This is a genomic window from Streptomyces sp. GL_141 (assembly GCF_057834385.1).
The window spans coordinates 8,203,873-8,218,946 of record NZ_CM174402.1 but is presented as its reverse complement, the minus strand read 5'-3'; the positions used below and the strand labels follow the sequence as shown (position 1 = coordinate 8,218,946).

The window sequence follows — 15,074 nt, the reverse complement described above, 5'->3', positions numbered from 1 at the left end:
ATGATCAAGTTGGGTCCTATATGTTCCTACCAGGAGGGATTTGTCCCATCATATCGATGATCGAGTTCACCGAGATACAGCCGGGCACGAACTGCCCCTGCCCGGGCTGCCGGTCCGAGCGCCGAGCCTCCGTCGCCCGGCACGCACCGCGCGGGCGGGTCCGCGCCATGGCCGTGGCCACCGTCGCCGGAGCCTGCGGCCTGGCCGTCCTGCCCGGGCCGGCCGCCTCGGCCCAGGCCGTCGAAACGAGTCGCACCCCCTCCCCCGACGGCGCGCAGTCCACTCCGCAGGGTCCGGCCGGCCCGCTCCTGGAAGCCCCCACGACGCGCCTGAACGCCTCCCCGGGCGCCACCGCCACCACCCGGGCCGAGATCATGCGCCGCGCCCGGCAGTGGGTCGACGCGCAGGTTCCGTACAGCATGAACGCCTACCGGGACGGCTACCGGACGGACTGCTCCGGCTTCGTGTCGATGGCCTGGGGCCTCGGCTCCAACCAGTGGACCGGCAGCCTGGACCAGTACGGGCAGCGCATCTCCAAGTCCGAACTGCAGCCCGGCGACATCCTGCTGTTCCACAACCCCTCGAACCCCGGCGCGGGTTCCCACGTGGTGATCTTCGGCGGCTGGGCCGACTCGGCCAGGACCCAGTACACCGCCTACGAGCAGACCCGCCCGCACACCCTGAAGCGCACGACCCCGTACGCGTACTGGAACAACTCCTCGCGCTACGTGGCCTACCGCTACACGGGCCTGCGCGAGGGCGGCGGAGACGAGGACTCCGGCGGCTCGTTCCCCGGCGCGCAGGCCTTCGGCCCCGGGGCGAACAACGCGCACGTCACCCGGCTCGGCAAGATGCTCGTGGCCCGAGGCGGAGGGCGCTTCTACACCTCCGGTCCGGGACCCGTGTGGAGCTCGGCGGACCGGGCCGCCACCAAGGCCTTCCAGGAGGCGCAGGGATGGCGCGGCGCCGAGGCCGACGGCGTCCCGGGCCCGGCCACCTGGGCCCTGCTCACCGGCGGCGGGGGACGGGACATCGCCTCCGGCAGCGACGGATCGGCGACCGGCTCCGCCTTCCCCGGCCGGCAGCACTTCCGGCCCGGGCAGTCCAACGGCCACGTGGCCGAGCTGGGACGCCGGCTCGTGGAGCGCGGCTACGGGCGGCACTACTCCGAAAGCCCCGGACCCCGTTGGTCCGAGAGCGACCGGCGCAACGTCGAGGCGTTCCAGCGGGCACAGGGCTGGAGCGGCGCGGAGGCGGACGGCTACCCGGGTCCTGAGACCTGGCGCCGGCTCTTCGCGTAAGACCCGGCCGCCCTCGCGGTTCTGCGGCGCGGGCGGGTGAAACGTGCCGACCGGCCCTATGGTGCGGGCCGGTCGGTACGCCGGGGCGTCAAGACCCCCTTCGAGATCCGCGGCGGCGAGGTACGCGGGTCCGTGTCAGGGGCGGCCGAGGAGGGCCGTGCCGGCGGTCGATTCCGTGAGGGCGGTGAAGAACTCCGTGAACGCGGCGACGAATTCCTCTTCGCTGATCCTGCCGTCGCCGTCCGCGTCCAGTTCCCGGAAGCCGTGATTGAGCTCGGCCGGGTGCACGCGGGTGCCGCCGAAGAGGATCCGGTACTCGTCCGCGCACAGGTGTCCGCTGCCATCGGTGTCCGCGGTCCGGAACAGGGCGCGCATCGCGGGCTTCAGGCCGTTCTCCAGGTAATCCGGCTCCTGATCCATGCCGTTGAGCATGGCCGTCACGAACTCGGCGCACTCGACCGCGCCGTCCCCGTCCGTGTCCATGCCCGCGCACAGCTGCTTCCACCAGGTCTCGAACGCGGCGTAGAGCCGGTCCTCGTGGGCAGTGGGCAGTTCGAGCTGCCAGCACACGTTGTGGACCATGGCCTGGAGGTCGGCGGAGTCGACGCGGCCGTCGCCGGTCTGATCGAGCACCTGCCGGAAGAAGGCTTCGAGCCGGGCCGGCCGGGAGTCGGACGCCCGGGGCCGGGGCAGGCGCGGGGGCGCCGACCGGCGGGCGTCGGGGCGGTGGCTGTCGCCGGACTGGCCGCGGTAGCGCATGTGGTCCGGCAGCCGGGTCATGACCTGGCGCATGCCGCGGTGCACCACCCAGGACAGGACGGCCGCCGTCCGGGTCCGGGGCATGCCGAAGCGCTCGTGCCAGGGCGAGGGCAGGTCGGCGAGGGTGAGGGTGATCAGCGTGCGGGCGGCCACGGCGCGCAGCAGCGGCCAGGCGGGCCGCAGCCACCCCAGGCGCCGGGGCGCGGGGGCCTCGCGGAGCATGTCGAAGAGCAGGTAGCGGACCGTGTCGCCGCATTCGAGGACTTCACGGACGGTCCGCTCCACATAGCCGGGCACATCGGCGGCGGTCGCCGGGAGGACCTCGCCGGTGATGCCCAGGGCCTCACAGACCTCCTTGAACTCCCCGTAGAGCACATCGAGTTCGGCCGGCTTCAGGGGGTCGCCGGACAGCTCGCGCATGGCCGTCATGGCCTCGTAGAGCGTCACCATCACCCAGGCGCGGACCTCCGGGTCCTCGGCGCTGTACGGGCGCCCGACATCGTCGGTGCCGCGGATCCGGCGATGGGCACGCTGCAGGCGGGCGATCTCGCGCCGGCGCTCCTCGGGGCCCCCGAAGAACAGCCGGCTGCCGCTGTCCATGGTGTGCTCGATGCGCCGCCAGGGGTGGGCGCGGTAGGTGGAGTAACGGGCGGTACCGGCCGCGACGACGGGGTGCGCCGTCTGCAGGACGAGCAGCCGCCAGGCCACGAGCCCGATGCGCCACTCACCGAGGGTCTGGCGCATCGGGCCGGGGCTCGGGGCGGGCACGGGGGCGGAGCTGGAGTCGGGGGTGGCGGTGGAGTCGGGGGTTGAGTCGGGGGTGGCGGGTAAGGGCAAGGGCAAGTGGGGCACGCGGGGCTCCTGGGGGCGCTGGGACCGATCGGACCTACAACGTCCTTGGCGGTGGCCCGGGTCCGGTCAACCGCGTGGATCACCCTGATGTGGGCGCCCCCGAACTCCTGCCCGCACGGCGCCGACGACAGTGCATCGCCGGGCGGGGCGCGCCCGTACCGCGCCCCGCCCGGCGATGCGTCCGGTCCGCTGGTCAGCCGGTCCGCTGGTCAGCCGGTCAGCCGGTCAGCCGGTCAGCCGGTCAGCCACACTGGAGGCCGGTCTGGGCGCTCGCGACGGCCGTGTCGAGCTTCTGCAGGTCAGGGGTGAGCTTGGTGAGGGCCTCGGCGCCGGTGGTGTCGCCGGGCAGGTCCTCGTACGTCTTCTTCACATCGTTGGCCGCGGTCTTGACCGCGTCCTTCTGAGCGGCATTGAACTGCGCGGTGGACTCGGCGACGGTCTTCCAGTCGTCCTGGACGGCCTTGTGGGCGTCCTTGATCTGGTCCTTGGTGGCTGTCGCCGGGTCGAGCGCACGCAACTTCGCGTTGTCTGCCTTGAGTTCGGTCAGACTGCTGCACAGCTCCGTGGTCGCGTCGTCGGTGGGCGCGGCGGCGAAGGCCGAGGCGGCCCCGCCGGCCACGAGCAGTGCTGCGGCGGCCGTGCTCACGGCCGTGGCGAGAAGTCGGTTCATCTGTGATGCACCCCTTCGGGGAAGACGCCCCCCGGTCCAGCCCCCACTCGTTCCAAGCTGACACAGGGCCCCCGGGCCCGCATCCGCACACCACACCCCCACCCCACCTGCATTTCGCATGAATCGGCAGGTCAGACAGGGTGGGCGGCCCGTCAGACGGCACTCCAGCCCGACCGGACCCATGCCGTCTACACCCACCTCGCCCGGCCGTGTACCGCTCCGCCGGCCAGAGCGGTGTCAGACCGGCACCAGAGCAGCGCAACGGAGCCCAGGGGCGCGTCTGCGGGCAGGGGCTGCCGAACGACCAGGCCTCTTCTGATGGCCACGGCCGTCCGTGACATGCCGTACGTGCTGATCGACAGCGGGCGCCGCCGCGGGAAACTCATCGCGCCCGGGAAGCGCTTCACGGAGATCCCCGGCGCCGAACTGATCGACGGCCTCGCCGTCCAAGGAGCCGCTCCAACAAGGCGGCCGAATCGCCCTGTTGGAGCCCGGCGATCCGATGCGGCGGGTCCCTCAGATGCGGCGTGCGCAGGTCCAGGCCCCCATGCCCTGGATCTTGGCGAGCCTCCTCGCCGTGGCGATCTGCTGCGCCTTCGTGGCGAGATCGGCGCGTGGTGCGTACTTGCGGCCCCCGGCCGCCTTCCAGCTCGACTGGGTGAACTGCAGGCCGCCGTAATGGCCGTTGCCGGTGTTCGCCCGCCAGTTCCCGCCGGATTCACAGCGGGCGATGGCATCCCAGTCGGGGCCCTGTTTGGAGTGGACCGTGGCGGCACGGGCTCCGGAAACCTCCAGGAGCGGAACTGCCAACACCATGATCAGGACGAGCAGTTGACCGATCCTGCTCCGGCTTCGCCGGTCCTTCCGGTAGTGCGACATCAGTCCTCCTTCGCTGTTGGGGCCGTACCTGCCGCGAACAGCGGGCGGGCCCGCGTACGACCGTGGTCGGGTCGTGGCCACAGCACAGCACGGACCGGCGTGCATCCAGGCGCACTTACCATCGGGGAGGGGACAACGCCACCCGAACGGACGCTCTACGGCCCTCACGCAGCCGCGAACAGCCTCCGCCAGCGGCCGGAAGGGGCTGCCGGCCCGTTCCGGACCGAACGCCCGGATGCCGAGCGCAGGTCGCCTGCGATGCGGCGCAGTTCATCGGCGGTGAAGGGCAGCTCGGACGCGTCGTAGGGGTAGTGCGCGTGGATCAGTTCCCGCAGCCGGGCCGATGCTGCCGTGGTGGCGTCCAGTTCGGCGAGGAGTTCGGCTGCGGGGTGTGGCTGTGCGGCCAGGCGGGCGCGGGAGGCGGTGAGGTCCGCCTCGGCGGCTTCTACGCCGCGGCGGGCTGCAGTCGTTCCTGGGGCAGCGGATGCCCGATGACCGAGGCGGCCCGGTCGAGCCAGCAGGCCTGGGCGCTGAGCAGCAGTGCGATGCGGCCCGGCACGTTGGTCTCTTCGTGGTGGGGCCAGAGCAGCAGGGTGGCCGAGGCCGCGACGGCTGCGCCGAGAACGGTGCCGACCAGGCGTTTGACGATGCGCTCGTTCGGCTGGCCCCAGCTGGGGCGCATGGTGGTGACGATGCCGATCAGTACCCAGGTCCCGTGCGGCAGGTGTGGGGGCCGGTGATGAACGGCAGCAGGATGAGTGGTCCGGGTCCGACGCCGCGCACCTGTACCAGGAGGCTGACCAGGGCGATGGCGGCCACGGTGGCGGGCAGGTTTCCCTCGACCTCGATGCCCAGGGCCGCGGCCGCGGTGAACAGGAGGGTCCGACGGGCACAGACGGCCGTACGGGCGGCCGTGGAGCCGCGCGGAACGTCCATGCCGAAGAGGAAGGCGGACAGGGCGATCAGCTTCCCGTAGCGACGTGGCCGGTGACGATGCCGATCAGGAGCGGCACCAGCATCCCGGCCATGGCGCCCAGGCCCAGGCGCCACGCATAGCGTCCGCCCTCTTCCCGGGACAGGACCACGTCCCTGATCCGGCCGGCGGAGCCGCGTACGCCCATCAGGACCACAACCGTCTCAGCGGGCCTTGAGCAGCTCGATCACGTGATCTGTGGTGTCCACCTCGGAGAGCCTCGGGAAGATGTGCTTGAAGCTGTTGTCGTGGGCCTCGGCGACCGTGTTGTACGCCGAGTGCGGAACGGGGCGGCGGCCTTCAGCCTCCGGCACGGCAAGGGAGTGCCGCGCGGCCGGCGGGCCGTTCGGGTGGCCGCCGGGCAAGGCTCTGGCCGGCATCCCGCGGGATGCCGGCCAGACCCTTCCGGGTCATGCGTCGGGGATCAGCAGGGTCCGTTGTCGGTCCAGACTCCGTCCTGGCCCGTGGTGGAGGGGTCCTCGTTCAGGCTCCACCACCTGTTCGTGTAGGTGCGGCCCTTCCAGGAGACCTGGGTGCCTTTGACGGGATAGATGGTGTCGGCTTTCCAGCTCGGTGCGGTGCAGCTGCCCGACGTCGAGGACGGCGAGGAGGACGGCGAGCCGGAGGGGCTCCCGGTCGGGGACGGGGACGGGCTGCTGCCGGGCGTCGTGCCGCGGGTCAGGTCGCCGGTCAGGCCGTACGGGGTGCCCCCGATGTCGACCGTCCAGTTGGCCGGGGTCGACACGGGCAGGTAGTAGGTGAAGTCGATGTCCACGGAACCGCCCGGGGCCAGGGTCTGCCAGGACGGCAGCTTGACCGAGACGCGGTTGTAGGTGCCCTTGAGGCCGCCGATGTTGTGGGCGGCCGTGTGGTCCTGACGGATCACCTTCAGGCCGAAGCCGGACTGGTCCTTGGCGTTTCCGGGAGCCGAGTTGGCGTAGTCGAACTGGAACTCCGTTCCTCCCGGGAGGCTCACCGTCGAGTTGTTGACGATGTGGATCTTCGGGTTGATCGGGTAGTTGGAGTCGCCCAGGGCGAAGCCGGTGAACGTCACGTCGATCGGGAGGGTCTGCTGTGGCAGCGCGACGGTCGAGCGGGTCGCGGAGTACGCCGTGGCGTTCTTGAACTTGTCGTACATCAGCGTGGTCAGGGTGGAGCCGGAGACGTACTGGCCGCTGCCTCCGTGCGCGGCGGCGTCCCAGCGGTAGTCGCCCGCGAGCTCCCAGATCATGGTGCCGCCGGCGCCCTGGTCGATGACGTAGTCGGCCTTGGCGGCCACGGACTGTTCGTCCTCCGTGGAGAGGAACACCTTCTTGGTGTCGTTCCACAGCCACGGTGCGACCAGGGTCGAGTCGTACGTGCGGGTGTAGGTGCCGGTCAGCGTGGTGTTCGCGGGGAAGCCGTACGTGGTGGCGTAGTCGCCGACGATTCCCTTCTCCAGGTTCTTGGCGTGCCACATCGGGTTGGAGCCCGCCGGGGACTCGTTGCCGTTGTCGTCCTTGTCGTGCCAGAGGTTGTCGATGCCGGAGGCGCCGTCGCCGCAGCTGGTCAGGCCGGAGCCGGCCGGACAGGTGCTGGTCGAGGACGTGCCCCACAGACCGTCGGTGCCGCCCTGCACGTTCTTGAAGCCGCGGGTGTAGTAGGGAAGTCCGATGTTGATGCGGCCGCCGGGCATCGCTCCGCGGAAGTAGTGGTAGGCCCAGTCGGTGTTGAGGTAGCCGATCCCGCCGTACTGCTCCGTTCCGTACACGTTGGCCGCCGTGAGCTCGGCGTCCTTCCCGTCGTCGAAGAGCGAGGCGTTGGGGCCGACGTACTTGTTCCAGGCGCCGTGCAGGTCGTAGGACATGATGTTGACGTAGTCCAGGTACTGGGTGACCTGGAAGGTCTCCATGCCGCGCAGCAGGTAGCCGGAGGACGGGGAGGCGATCGACAGCAGGTAGTGCTTGCCGTCGGCTGCGCCCGCCCGGTCCAGCTTCTCGCGCAGCGTCTTCATCAGGGCCGCGTATCCCTTGACCAGGGAGCCGCGCTTGTCGTTGGCGATCGACCAGTCGAGCGGGTTGCCCGCATCCTTCATCGAGGTCGGGTACTCGTAGTCGACGTCGACGCCGTTGAAGCCGTACTTCTTGACGAAGGCGACGGCGGAGTCCGAGAAGGTGTCGATGCCGGCTTGGTTGACGGTCCCGTCCGCGTTGACGGTCATCGAGTAGAAGCCGCCCGATGCGACGCGCTTGCCGTCGTCACCGAAGTAGCCGCCGGTTTCGGCCCAACCGCCCACCGAGATCATGGTTTTGACGTCCGGGTGCTGCTTCTTGTACTTGCTCAGCAGGTTGAAGTGACCTTTGTAGGCGTAGTCGGGGTCCATGTCCGCACCGGTGACACCGGGGAAGGTCATCCCGGTCGCGGCGTTGTCCGGGCCGTCCGTGCCGACCGAGAGCTTGTTGTCGGCGCCGACGTGTCCGAAGGCGTAGTTGAGGTGGGTGACCTTGTCCCAGGGGATGTTGTTCACCAGGTAGGCGGGAGTGCCGTCCTTGCCGGTGCGCCAGCCGGTGAAGTAGCCGATGACGCGGCGCTGGTGGTCGGCGCCCATCTTCTCGCGGCCCTCGGTGTCGTAGACCGAGCAGTACGGGACGTCCACGCCGGGCGTGGTGTACATGCCGTCGGGGCGGCACGCCTGGTTGTCGGCGGGGGCGGCGGCCTGTGAGGGCGCGGCTCCGAGGGTGGCGGCGACCAGCAGTCCGGCGATCGTGGCCGCCGCGGCGCCGGCGGCGAAGGCCACCCGGCTGCCGGACGTCCGACGGCCGGCGGCGGGGCGCCGCGCGGGCTTGGATCGGATCAACACTCGTTCCTCCGGGAGGGAGCGTCGGCGCGTGCGGGACCGGTGCACAAGGGGTCGGTGCACAAGGAATCGGGGCGCAGGGGGTCGGCGCGCAGGGGAGACGGCATCGGCTACTTCAGGCCGCTGTCGATGGCTCCGACCAGCTCACCGTCGCCGGTGTCGCCGCTGAACTCCCAGAAGAACGCTCCGCGGAGCTTCTGCTCCTTGGCCCAGCCCATCTTGGACGTGATGGTCTCCGGGGTGTCGTAGCTCCACCAGTTGGTGCCGCAGTGGGCATAGGCGGTGCCTGCGACCGTGCCGGTGGCCGGGCAGGAGGACTTGAGGACCTTGTAGTCCTCGATCCCCTTCTCGTAGGTGCCTTCGGCGGCTCCGGTGGCGGTTCCGCCGGGGGCGTCCTGGGTGACGCCGGTCCAGCCGCGGCCGTAGAAGCCGATGCCGAGGAGGAGCTTGTCGGCCGGGACTCCCTTGGCCTTGTACTTGGCGATCGCGTCGGCCGAGTTGTAGCCGGCCTTGGGGATGCCCTCGTAGGCGGTGAGCGGGGAGTGCGGTGCGGTGGGGCCCTTGTCCGCCCAGGATCCGAAGAAGTCGTAGGTCATCACGTTGAACCAGTCCATGTACTGCGCGGCGCCCGCGTAGTCGGCCTTGTCGATGGTGCCGTTCTCGGAGGCGTCGGCGGTGACGGCCGCGGTGAGCAGGTTGTTCGTGCCGAACTTCCCGCGCATGGCCTTCATCATGGCCTTGAAGGAGTCCGGGCCGCTGGTGTCGCAGGTCAGGCCGCAGGCGTTGGGGTACTCCCAGTCGAGGTCGATGCCGTCGAAGACATCGACCCAGCGCTGGTCCTCCACCAGGTCGTAGCAGGACTGCGCGAAGGCGTCCGGGTTCTCCATGGCCTTGCCGAAGCCCCCGGACCAGGTCCAGCCTCCGAAGGACCACAGCACCTTGAGATCCGGGTTCTCCTTCTTCAGCTCGCGCAGCTGGTTGAAGCTGCCGCGCAGCGGCTGGTCCCAGGTGTCGGCGACCCCGTCGACGGACTCCTCGGCCGTGTACGACCGCTCGTAGTCGGCGTACGCGTCGCCGACGACGCACTTGCCGTCCTTGACGTTGCCGAAGGCGTAGTTGATGTGGGTGATCTTGCCGGCGGAGCCGGAGGTCTTCAGGTTCTTGACGTGGTAGTTGCGCCCGTAGACGCCCCAGTTCGCGAAGTACCCCAGCTTGACGGTGGAACCGGGGACCGGTGTCGTGGAGCCGCCCGTGGTGCGTACGGAGCGCGCCTCACTGGCGGGACCGCTCTGGTCGGCGGTGTCGCGGGCCTTGACCGTGTACGCGTAGTCGGTGCCGGCGGTGAGGCCGGTGTCCGCGTAGGCCGGGTCGGTGACGGTGGCGACCTTGGTGCCGTCGCGCAGGACGTCGTAGTTCTTGATGCCGTTGTCGTCGGTGGCAGCGGCCCAGGACAGCTTCACCGAGGTGTCGGTGATGTCGGAGGAGCTCGGGGTGCCGGGGGCGGAGGGGGCGCTGTCTGCGGGGGTGCCGGCGCCGTCGCAGGAGCCGCCGTTGAGCTTGCAGCCGCTGGGCGAGCCGGTGCCGGTGCCGTTGAAGCCGAAGGTGACGGAGGCTCCGGGGGCGAGGCTTCCGTTCCAGCCCTTGTCCTTGGCGGTCCAGTGGTTCCCGGAGCTGGTGACGACGGCGTCCCAGGCGGAGGTGACGGTGGTGCCGGAGGGGAAGTCCCACTCGACGGTCCAGGAGGTCAGTGCGGTGGTTCCGGTGTTCTTCACCGTCCACTTGCCCTCGAAGCCGGAGCCCCAGTCGGAGGGCTTGCTGAAGGTGGCGGTCGCCGAGGTGGCGGCCTCCGCGGGGGCCGCGAGGCCGACCATGGCGGCCAGCGGAAGCAGCAGCGCGGTCAGACCCGCGAGGGTCCTGGATCTGAACCGACTGCGGTTCGGGGTGGATTGGGGGTTCAACGGTGCTCCTCAAGGTGCGGACGGGCAACTCATGGGGGTGGTCCGTGATGCGCACTGTGCGGCCTTTGCCGATGGCGCTGCGGCGAGACTAGAAAGGTCTGGACCAATTAGTCAATAGGTCCAGACCATTAACAGAATGTCTTATTCCGCAGCGATCAACTGACCGTAATTCAGGGCAACTTGAGGATGCAGGAGGGGATTTTGGACAGCACGAAGCCCGGCGCGTGGGAACGCCGGAAGCCTGTTGCGGAGGGTGATCCGCAACAGGGTTCAGGGCATGACCGAAGACGGGGTGACCTCAGGGCAAGGCCGGCAGGCAGTGCTGCCGTACGAGCTCCCACACGTCCTCGGCGCTCTCCCGGGACAGGGCGGTGGCGGCCACGTCGGCACAGGTCTGGTGGCTGAGCCGGCGGACGCGGGCACGGACCTCGTCGAGGACCGCGGGCGAGACGGAGAGCGAGTCGCAGCCGAGCCCGACGAGGAGCGGGGTCACCAGGGGGTGCGCGGCGGCGTCACCGCACACCGAGACGTGACGATGGTGACGGCGTGCCGCGGTGACGACCTGCGCGATGGCGCGGAGCACGGCGGGGTGGGCGGCGAGTGCCGGGGTGGCGGCCGGGTCGCGACGGTCCATGCCGAGGATCTGGCTGGTGAGGTCGTTGCTGCCGATGGAGAGGAACGACGCCTCGCGGGCGAGGTCGTCGGCGGCGGCGACCGCTTCCGGGAGTTCGACCATGACGCCCAGGGGCGGCGCGAACACCCCCAGCTCGTCGGCGGCGGCGGCGAGCAGCCGTCGGCAGGCGCGGAACTCGTGGACGTCGGCGACCATGGGGATCATGATGCGCAAGTCGGTCCCGCTGCCCGAGGCGAGCAGGCTGCGGAACTGATCGGCGAAGGCGTCCGGCTCGGCGAGCATGTACGGAAGGCCCCGCCCCAGCCGCTGGTCCCCGTTGCCGTCGGCGAGGAAGGGGGGCAGCTTGTCGTCCGCGAAGTCCAGGGTGCGGGCGATGACCACCTGTCCTTCGAGCGCGCGCAGCACCGGGCCGATGGCGGCGGCGTGCTGGCTTCGGGTCGGCCAGGTACGGGCGTTGAGGAACGGCAGTTCGGTGCGCAGGAGGCCCACACCCTCGGCTCTGGCCTCCAGCGCCCTGCGGGTCTCGGCGGGCGTGGCCACGTTGGCGCGCAGGGTGACGCGCTGCCCGTCGAGCGTCTCGGCGGGCAGGTGCCGCTCCTTGGCGAGCGTGGCCCGCAGGATCCGCGCCGCGTCCATGGCTGCCAGCGCCGCCGCGCGTTCGTCCTCGTCGGGGTGGGTCACCGCCGCGGCGCCCCCGGTGTCCAGCAGCACCTCCTGGCCGTCGGGCAGCTCCAGGAACCTCGGGTCGACGGCCAGGAGGAGGGGGATCCCGAGGGAGCGGGCGATGATCGCGGCGTGCGAGTTGGGGCCGCCCGTGACGGAGACGGCGGCGATCACCGTCTGTCCGGGTTCGAGCAGGTCAGCCGCGCCTATCTCGTGGGCGGCCAGGACGAGCGGCTGGTCCGGCAGGGGGCCGGTGTCGCCGTGCAGGTGGGCCAGGACGCGGCGGCCGACCTGGCGCACGTCGGCCGCGCGTTCCGCGAGCGTGGGATCGTCGAGCGAGCCGATGACCGCGGCGTAGGTGTCGATGGCCTGGCGGACCGCCACGGAGGAGGGGAGCCCCTGACGGGTCCGCTCGACCGCCTGCCCCCGCAGGTCCTCGTCGAGTGCGATGTAGCCGTTGACCTCCATGATGTCGGCCTGCTCGTCCTTGCCCTGCTCGCGCAGGGTGGTGGACAGCGCGATCAGCTGGCCTGCGACGGCGTCGAAGGCGCCGGTCACCTCCTGGACGGGGTCGCCGGCGCTGCGGCGCGGCAGCACCACGGTGGTGCGCGGGCGGTCCGTACGGTGCAGGACGCCCAGAGCGGTACCGCCTGAGGCAGGGTGGCCGGAGTAACTGCGGCGGATCATCAGGGCGTTACCGTTTCGGCCAGGGCGCGGAAGATCAGCGCGGTGGAGGTGGCACCGGGGTCCTGGTGGCCGATGCTGCGGGCGCCGAGGTAGGAGGCGCGTCCCTTGCGGGCTTGCATGGGCGTGGTGGCCTGCATGCCTTCCTCGGCGGCGGTGGCGGCCGCGAGGGCGGCCGCGGCGAAGTCGCCGCCGGCTTCGACCGTCCGGCGGAACGCGTCCAGCGCCGGCGTATAGGCGTCGATCATGGTCTTGTCCCCGGGCGATGCCGCACCGAGTTTCCGTACGCTGTCCAGGCCGGCTTCAAGGGCTCCCGCGAACGCTTCCGCCTCGACGGTCGGCGTGTCGAGGGCCTTGCCGATGGCGCGGAACGCGCTGCCGTAGAGCGGGCCGGAGGCGCCTCCGACGCTGGAGATGAGGGTGGTGCCGGTCTTGACCAGCACGTCTCCCACGGTGCCCGGCTCGAAATCGGCCAGGGCCTTGGTGGCGGCGGAGAATCCGCGCTGCATGTTGACGCCGTGGTCGGCGTCACCGATGGCCGAGTCGAGCTGGGTCAGATGGTCCTGCTGCTTCTCCACGGCGGAGGCGATCGCCTGCACCCAGGTGCGGGCAAGGTCGGTGTCCACGGAAGTCTCCGTTCTCGGGGGTCACGCCGGTCGGGGTGGCGGCGATTCAAAGGGGGGCGTACGGGGGCCTACAGGGGGCGGGTCCGAACCCTCACGTGGTCGGACCCGCCCGGCTCTAGATTCCCCAGCGCAGGGCGGGCGTGCTGACGGGTGCGTCCCACAGGGCCAGCATGTCGGGATCGGCCTTGCACACCGTGATGGAAACACCGGCCATGTCGAGACTGGTGATGTAGTTTCCGACCAGGCTGCGGGCAATGACGACGCCCTGGGCACCGAGCGCGGCGGCGACGTCGTTGAAGACCACGTACAGCTCCAGCAGGGGTGTGCCGCCCAGGCCGTTGACCATGACGATGGTCTCGTCCCCGTCCGTCAGCGGGAGGTCGTCGAGGATCGCCTCCAGGGCGGTCGCCACGATCTCCTTGGCCGGCCGGATCTTCTCCCTGCTGCGTCCGGGCTCGCCGTGAATGCCGACCCCGACCTCGATCTCGTCCTCGGGCAGGTCGAAGCCTGGCTTGCCGGAGGCGGGAGTGCTGCAGGCGGTCAGGGCGACGGCGAACGAGCGGGAAGAGGCGTTCACGTGCCGGGCCGTCTCCGCGACGGTGGCGAGGTCGGCCCCCTGCTCGGCGCGAGCCCCGGCGATCTTCTCGACGAAGACGGTGGCGCCGGTCCCGCGGCGTCCCGCCGTCCAGGTGGAGTCCTTGACGGCGACGTCGTCGTCGACCAGGACCGTCTCGACCAGGACACCTTCCTCGGTGGCCAGTTCGGCGGCCATCTGGAAGTTGAGGACGTCGCCGGTGTAGTTCTTCACGATGAAGAGCACGCCCGCGCCACCGTCCACGGCCTGGGCGGCGTTCAGCATCTGACCGGGGACGGGTGAGGTGAACACCTCCCCCGGACAGGCCGCGTCCAGCATGCCGAATCCGACGAAGCCGCCGTGCAGCGGTTCGTGCCCGGAGCCGCCGCCGGAGAGGAGCGCGACCTTGCCGAGCCGCATGCCGCCCGCCCGGCGGATCACCCTGTTCTCGGTGTCGACCGCCAGCGAGGGATGGGCGGCGGCCATGCCGGCCAGGGCCTCGTCCAGCACCGCCTCGGGAGCATTGATGAGCTTCTTCACGACAGGACTCCTTCAACGGCCGGGGCCGGAGCGACCGACGGCTCGGCCTGAGCGACCTCGGAACGGCGGGTATTGAGGAAGGCATACAGGAACCCGGCCACCACCGCACCGGCGATCTCGGCGACGAGGTAGACGGGCAACTGATCCCAGTGGACCTGTGCCCCGAAAACCTGACCCGTGACCATGGGACCGATGGCACGGGCGGGGTTGATGGCGGCAGCCGTGGCGGGCGCGATCGGAATGATGATGGCGAACACGGCCAGTCCGATGGCGAGACCGGCGAAGCCTCCGGCCGATCTTCGGTCGATGGCGCCGAACACGACGAAGGCGAGGATGAAGGTGCCGACGGCCTCTGCGAAGAACGCCTGCGTGCTGCTCGTCCGGGCTCCGAAGGAAGCGATGCCCAGACCGACGTCCACCGCTTCGTGGCCGAGCACGCCGACGATGGCCAGGGATCCCAGTACCGCGCCGGTCACTTGGGCGGCGATGTAGCCGGGGACGTCCCGCCAGGGCATCTTCTTGGTGACGGCCAGCGCCAGGGTGATCGCCGGATTGATCTGGCAGCCGGAGATGTGGCCGATCGCGTACACGAGGGCGATGACGACCGTGGCGAACGCCAGCGAGATCATTCCGAGTTCGGCCATGGTGAAGGGGGCCTCACCGCCGATGATCAGGGTCGCGGGTACCGATCCGACGCCGATGAACACCAGCATCGCGGTGCCCAGCATTTCGGCGAGGAGCTTTTGGGGGTAAGTGTTCTCTTCCATGATGGCGCCCGGCGCCGAGCGGCGCATGGGGCGTCTCACCTCCTCCGCGCGGGGCGGGAATCAAGGGGAGGTGGCCGCCAGGCTGGGGGGTCGGGGTCACCAGCCTGGCGGCCGGCTCAAGGGGAACCGGAAAGGCATTTCCCGGAATCAACGTTCATCATTGATGAACGTTGTTCGGAAGTTAAGCCCACGTTTCAGGCCTGTCAAGAGGTCCTGGGGGCCACCGTTCCGCACGGGGAAGGCGAAAGCCCGCCCAGGGCGGCCCGGCGCCTGGAACAAGGCGTGCGGGGGCTTCCTGGACGGGCTTCGGTCGGATGCGGGGACGTAAGGAGCGTCGGGCGGGTACGCGGTGCGAAGC

Annotated in this window: 14 protein-coding genes; 1 reads left to right on the top strand and 13 read right to left on the bottom strand. The window is 70.4% G+C overall.

From position 1 onward, the window contains the following. The first annotated feature begins 50 nt into the window (after positions 1–50). The gene (locus AC3IX6_RS36540; protein ID WP_489371668.1) at positions 51–1,301 is read left to right on the top strand and encodes a peptidoglycan-binding protein; all 1,251 of its coding nucleotides are present in this window, start codon (positions 51–53) and stop codon (positions 1,299–1,301) included. 135 nt (positions 1,302–1,436) lie between these two features. Here AC3IX6_RS36540 and AC3IX6_RS36535 read toward each other — a convergent pair whose 3' ends face one another. The 13 genes from AC3IX6_RS36535 to AC3IX6_RS36475 form a co-directional block, all read right to left on the bottom strand. Then, a complete protein-coding gene (locus AC3IX6_RS36535) occupies positions 1,437–2,912 on the bottom strand; it encodes an oxygenase MpaB family protein (RefSeq protein WP_489367579.1) in 1,476 nt (491 codons plus the stop codon). Between the two features lie 241 nt (positions 2,913–3,153). Next, positions 3,154–3,582, bottom strand: coding sequence for a hypothetical protein (locus AC3IX6_RS36530; RefSeq protein WP_489367578.1), 429 nt, complete (start codon positions 3,580–3,582; stop codon positions 3,154–3,156). Positions 3,583–4,098: 516 nt separating this feature from the next. After that, the gene (locus AC3IX6_RS36525) at positions 4,099–4,461 is read right to left on the bottom strand and encodes a transglycosylase family protein (protein ID WP_489367577.1); all 363 of its coding nucleotides are present in this window, start codon (positions 4,459–4,461) and stop codon (positions 4,099–4,101) included. Positions 4,462–4,906: 445 nt separating this feature from the next. Further along, entirely contained in the window at positions 4,907–5,143 is a 237-nt protein-coding gene (locus tag AC3IX6_RS36520; RefSeq protein ID WP_489367576.1) for a hypothetical protein, read from the bottom strand. A 17-nt stretch (positions 5,144–5,160) separates the two neighbouring features. Then, on the bottom strand, positions 5,161–5,397 hold the full coding sequence (locus AC3IX6_RS36515; protein WP_489367575.1) for a hypothetical protein: 237 nt from the start codon (positions 5,395–5,397) through the stop codon (positions 5,161–5,163). Positions 5,398–5,423: 26 nt separating this feature from the next. Continuing rightward, complete coding sequence (locus tag AC3IX6_RS36510; protein WP_489367573.1) at positions 5,424–5,582, bottom strand: hypothetical protein; 159 nt, start codon at positions 5,580–5,582, stop codon at positions 5,424–5,426. A gap of 16 nt (positions 5,583–5,598) precedes the next feature. Further along, entirely contained in the window at positions 5,599–5,748 is a 150-nt protein-coding gene (locus tag AC3IX6_RS36505) for a hypothetical protein (RefSeq protein ID WP_489367572.1), read from the bottom strand. A 110-nt stretch (positions 5,749–5,858) separates the two neighbouring features. Continuing rightward, positions 5,859–8,210 carry a chitinase C-terminal domain-containing protein gene (locus tag AC3IX6_RS36500; RefSeq protein WP_489371667.1) on the bottom strand — a complete coding sequence of 784 codons (2,352 nt, stop codon included), beginning with the start codon at positions 8,208–8,210 and terminating at the stop codon, positions 5,859–5,861. 170 nt (positions 8,211–8,380) lie between these two features. Beyond that, the gene (locus AC3IX6_RS36495) at positions 8,381–10,228 is read right to left on the bottom strand and encodes a glycosyl hydrolase family 18 protein (protein WP_489367571.1); all 1,848 of its coding nucleotides are present in this window, start codon (positions 10,226–10,228) and stop codon (positions 8,381–8,383) included. Positions 10,229–10,526: 298 nt separating this feature from the next. Next, positions 10,527–12,212 (bottom strand): phosphoenolpyruvate--protein phosphotransferase, encoded by a 1,686-nt coding sequence (locus AC3IX6_RS36490; RefSeq protein WP_489367570.1) that lies wholly within the window; start codon positions 12,210–12,212, stop codon positions 10,527–10,529. Further along, positions 12,212–12,835: a dihydroxyacetone kinase subunit DhaL gene (dhaL, locus tag AC3IX6_RS36485; RefSeq protein WP_489367568.1), complete on the bottom strand. Its 624-nt coding sequence runs from the start codon at positions 12,833–12,835 to the stop codon at positions 12,212–12,214. The genes AC3IX6_RS36490 and dhaL overlap by 1 nt, the downstream gene beginning before the upstream one ends. Before the next feature lie 115 nt (positions 12,836–12,950). Next, positions 12,951–13,949, bottom strand: coding sequence for a dihydroxyacetone kinase subunit DhaK (dhaK, locus tag AC3IX6_RS36480; protein WP_489367567.1), 999 nt, complete (start codon positions 13,947–13,949; stop codon positions 12,951–12,953). Beyond that, positions 13,946–14,716 (bottom strand): MIP/aquaporin family protein, encoded by a 771-nt coding sequence (locus AC3IX6_RS36475; protein ID WP_489367566.1) that lies wholly within the window; start codon positions 14,714–14,716, stop codon positions 13,946–13,948. Before AC3IX6_RS36475 ends, dhaK begins: the two co-directional genes overlap by 4 nt. Positions 14,717–15,074: the final 358 nt, after the last annotated feature.